Source organism: Ruegeria alba (genome assembly GCF_022321465.1).
GTDB lineage: Bacteria > Pseudomonadota > Alphaproteobacteria > Rhodobacterales > Rhodobacteraceae > Ruegeria_B > Ruegeria_B alba.
In genome coordinates, this window is sequence record NZ_JAKOEM010000044.1 from 1 (window position 1) to 4,456 (window position 4,456).

Here is a 4,456-nt window from a genome sequence, read left to right on the forward strand (position 1 = left end):
GAAGCCGAAGCCGAAGCCGAAGCCGAAGCCGAAGCCGAAGCCGAAGCCGAAGCCGAAGCCGAAGCCGAAGCCGAAGCTACCCACGCGCCCGAGCATGACCCACAGCCTGCGCCACAGGCCGACGCGCGTCGTGGTGGTTTCGCCCCGGCGCTGATCGGTGGCGTTGTCGCGGCAGTGCTGGGCTTTCTGGCCGGACGTGCCGACCTGATCGACCCTCTGCTGCCGCCAGGCCTGCGCGCATCCGACGGTGCCGAGGCTATCGCTGCGCTTCAATCGAAACTTGATCAGCAGCAGGCAGCGCTGAGTGCCTTGAAATCCGATATCGGCAAGATCGAAATGCCCGATATCTCGGGCCTGTCCGCACAACTGGGCGATCTCTCCGCGCAACTTGCACCGCTTGCCTCCACTGCCAAGGATCTGACCACCCGTACCGATAGCCAAGCTCAGGACCTGACGGCACTGGCTTCCCGCCTGTCCGAGATCGAAACCCGCCCGGTGGCCGAAGGCGCCTCGCCCGAGGTGGTTGCCGCCTACGAGGCCGAACTGGCCCGCACGCGCGAGGCGCTGGCGGCGCAACGTGCCGAGGTCGAACAGATGGTGGCCGATGCGCAGGCGCTGAAGGCAACCGCCGCCGCCGATGCGCAACTGGCCGCCAATCGCGGTGCTCTGGCGCAACTGCGTAGCCAGCTTGAGGCCGGTGCACCCTATGCCGTACCGCTGGCGGCGCTGACCGCTGCCGGGCTCGACATCCCCGCGGCATTGTCCGGCCCGGCCGCCGACGGAGTCGCCTCGCTGGCTGTGTTGCGTGACACCTTCCCGCCCGCCGCCCGGGCCGCGCTCGCCGACCTGCGGGAAACGACCAAGGGAACCGGTCTTCTTGCCTTCCTGGAACGCCAGACCGGCGCCCGCTCGGTCACGCCCCGCGCAGGAGACGACCCCGATGCGGTACTGTCGCGGGCCGAGGCGGCGGTGACCGCTGGCGATCTGGCATCGGCGCTTGATCTTGTCGCGGGCTTGCCCGAGACGGCGCAGGCGGCCCTTGCTGACTGGGTTGCCCAGGCCAGCAGCCGCCACCAAGCGATTGCGGCAGCGGATACGCTGGCGCAAAGCCTGAACTCGAACTGAAGGACAGCCCATGCTGTGGTCATTGCTCAAGATCCTGGTTTTCGTCGCGATCATCGCATTGCTGGCACTGGGCGCCGGTTTCCTGATGGAGGCAAGCGGCGGTGTTCAGATCACCGTCGCAGGCACCGAATACACGCTGGGACCGCTGCAATCGGTGATCGGGTTCGGGCTGCTGGTGGTGGCGGTCTGGCTGTTCTTCAAGCTTTTGACGCTGCTCATCGCCACGCTGAAATTCCTCAATGGTGATGAAACCGCCCTGTCGCGCTATTTCGACCGGGGGCGTGAACGACGCGGCTATCAGGCGCTGACCGAGGGGCTGATGGCACTGGCCTCGGGCGAGGGGCGTCTTGCCATGGCCAAGGCCGTGCGCGCCGAGAAGCTGTTGCAGAAACCCGAATTGACCAATCTGCTGGTGGCGCAGGCGGCCGAGATGACCGGTGACACCAAGAAGGCGGCCGAAACCTATCGCAAGCTGGTCACCGATCAGAGCACCCGTTTTGTCGGTGTGCGTGGGATCATGAAGCAGAAACTGGCCGAGGGCGATGACGAGACCGCCCGCAAGCTGGCCGAAAAGGCGCTGGCACTGAAACCCCGCCACGAAGAAACCCAGGACGTGCTTCTGACGCTGCAGACGCGGGCGCAGGACTGGGCCGGCGCGCGGGCAACTCTGACCTCGAAGCTGAAGACGGGCACGCTGCCGCGAGACGTGTACAAGCGCCGCGATGCGGTGCTGGCGCTGTCGGAGGCACGCGATTTGTTGTCCGAGACTGCAAGTATCGACCAACAGGAACGCGCCATCGAGGCCAACCGCCTGTCCCCCGATCTGATCCCGGCGGCGGCCATGGCCGCGCGCGCCCATATCGCTAAGGGTAAACCAAAGAACGCGGCCAAGATTCTGACCAAGGCCTGGCAGGTACAGCCGCATCCCGATCTGGCCCATGCCTATGCCGAGATCGCGCCTGACGAGACCCCCGCCGCGCGGATCAAGCGCTTCGCCGCCTTGGCCAAGGCGCATCCGCAGCATGCCGAAACCCGGCTGATGATGGCCGAATTGAACATCGTCGCCGAGGATTTCCCCGAGGCGCGCCGGGCGCTGGGCGATCTGCTGGAACACTCCCCCGATGCGCGCGCCTATACGCTGATGGCCGCGATCGAGCGGGGCGAGGGCGCCTCGGACGCGGTGGTGCAGGGCTGGCTGGCGCGCGCGTTGACCGCGCCGCGTGGGCCGCAATGGGTTTGCGATAACTGCCAGCATATCCATGCCGCATGGGCGCCGGTCTGTGTCCATTGCAACAGCTTTGACACGCTCAGCTGGCGGGCACCGCAGGTCACCGATACGAGCGCTGTGACCACTGCGAACATGCTGCCTCTGATCGTCGGCGCGATCGAACAGCGCTCAAATGAGGCAGACGAGGTCGACGCCGAGTCCGATCAGGAGGAGGTTGAAGATGCGGTGGAGGCTCCTGACGAAGAAACGGAGGAGCCGCTATCACGTTGACCTCGGGCCGAGGGGTCCAAATGGTTCCGGCCACTACTTCGTATCTTCCAATATCAACGCCGCTCCCCGCGCGGCCAGCATCATCACCGGCGCGTTGGTGTTGCCGGACGTGATATTGGGAAACGCCGACGCATCTGCGACGCGCAGCCCTGTAATACCATGCACCCGCAGACTTGAATCTAGAACCGAATTGGAGGGATCGGTACCCATTCGGCACGTACAAGTCGGGTGAAAGACGGTGCTGGCGCGTGAGCGAAAATTCTCTAGCATCTCCTCGTCCGACATAGATACGATATCGGGGGTCAGCCTGTCTTGCGTTACTGCGCGGATCGCGGGTGTTTGCGCAAGGCTGCGCAAGATGTGGCTGGCTCGGACTGCCAATTGGCGGTCGGCTTCGGTGGCTAGAGAATTCGGCTGGATCTCAGGCGCGGTGTCTGGATTGGCCGAGGCTATTCGAATATGACCCCGGCTGGTCGGGCGGCACGGCTGTGCGCAGAGCAGGAAACCCGGTTCAGGGTCGATTCCGGTATTCCCCAGGGTATCCGTTACATAGGACATCGGGTTGCAATAAATCTGCATATCCGCCGTCGGGATACTTTCGTGCGACCGAACGAAGCCGCTGATCTGGTTTACCGGCAGGCTGAGTGGCCCCTTACGGGTCAGAAGGTATTGCAACCCGGCGACCATCTGTCCCCGCCAGCTCCCAAGCCGGTTGTTCAGGGTTTCCGCGTTCGCACGGTAGTAATGTGAGAGGCCAAGATGATCCTGCAACCCCTGACCGACCTGCTGGAGATCGTGTACGATTTTGATCCCATGCTGCTTCAGAAGGTGTGCCGGGCCGATTCCGGACAGCTGCAAGAGTTGCGGAGAGTTTATTGCGCCAGCAGACAGGATAACCTCGCGTCGGGCGTGTACGGTTGTGATAGCGCCACCTTGGCGGTAACGAACGCCAGTAGCGCGCGCGCCTTCCAGCAGAACCCGCTCGACCAACGCAGCTGAGACCAACCGCAGATTTCCCCGTTTAAGAGCGGGCCTCAGAAAGGCATCCGCGGCCGACCATCGGCGTCCTGCGCGTAAGGTTCCGCGCAGCCGGGTCATCCCTTCGGCATCGCTCCCATTCAAGTTTGGGGATATGGCCCAGCCCATCTGTCGCGCTGCTGAAAGGAAATGCTCGGAAAACGGGTGCATTCGTGTACCGACATCGCTGACGACAAGCGGCCCGTTTCCGATGTCGCCCTCTGGTCCGGTCTGCGTTTCGATCTCCTCGTAGGTGCGGCGCACGTTATCCCAATTCCAGCCATTGGCACCGGCCCGCTCCCAATCGTCAAAATCCTGCGGCAGGCCACGCAGATAGGCCATCGCATTGATCGAACTCGATCCACCGACCACCCGGCCCCGGGGCCAATACGCCCTGCGCCCGTTCAGGCCCGGGTCGGGCTGAGCCATGTAGCGCCAGTTCACACGCGCGTCGTTGAAGGTCTTTCCATATCCAAGCGGCACCTTGATCCAGAACCGCCGGTCGCTGCCGCCAGCCTCTATCAGCAGAACCTTGTGGCGGCCCGATGCGGACAGCCGGTCAGCCAGAACACAGCCCGCCGATCCGGCGCCGACAATAATATAGTCGAAAATGTCCAAGGGCATCTGAGCCGACCCGTTCCTGTCTTGTGCATCCAGCTCTTGATCTGGTCGCACGGAAAGATCGGCAACTCAAACAACGCCTTTTGGCCCTGAGGCATCAATGTCGTTGCAAGTTTCGCCCGGCGCCCGTTTCCGGGCGCCGGGTTGGTTTCAGAATACCACGACCGAGCGGATGCTTTCGCCCGCGTGCATCAG

General features: G+C 63.7%; 3 protein-coding genes. 2 read left to right on the plus strand and 1 reads right to left on the minus strand.

Translation table 11 applies throughout. The features are described from left to right. Positions 1–1,125 (plus strand): COG4223 family protein (locus MB818_RS21530; protein ID WP_238906451.1); only part of this gene is annotated, 1,125 nt, incomplete at its 5' end. Between the two features lie 10 nt (positions 1,126–1,135). Next, a complete protein-coding gene (locus tag MB818_RS21535; protein WP_234177657.1) occupies positions 1,136–2,623 on the plus strand; it encodes a heme biosynthesis protein HemY in 1,488 nt (495 codons plus the stop codon). A gap of 33 nt (positions 2,624–2,656) precedes the next feature. Here the strand turns inward: MB818_RS21535 and MB818_RS21540 are convergent, their stop codons facing one another. After that, positions 2,657–4,258 carry a GMC family oxidoreductase gene (locus MB818_RS21540; protein WP_439653308.1) on the minus strand — a complete coding sequence of 534 codons (1,602 nt, stop codon included), beginning with the start codon at positions 4,256–4,258 and terminating at the stop codon, positions 2,657–2,659. Positions 4,259–4,456 lie beyond the last annotated feature (198 nt).

Excerpts from the sequence above, each read along its gene's own strand:
- MB818_RS21535 (WP_234177657.1), top strand. The coding sequence starts at position 1,136 with ATGCTGTGGTCATTGCTCAAGATCCTGGTTTTCGTCGCGATCATCGCA.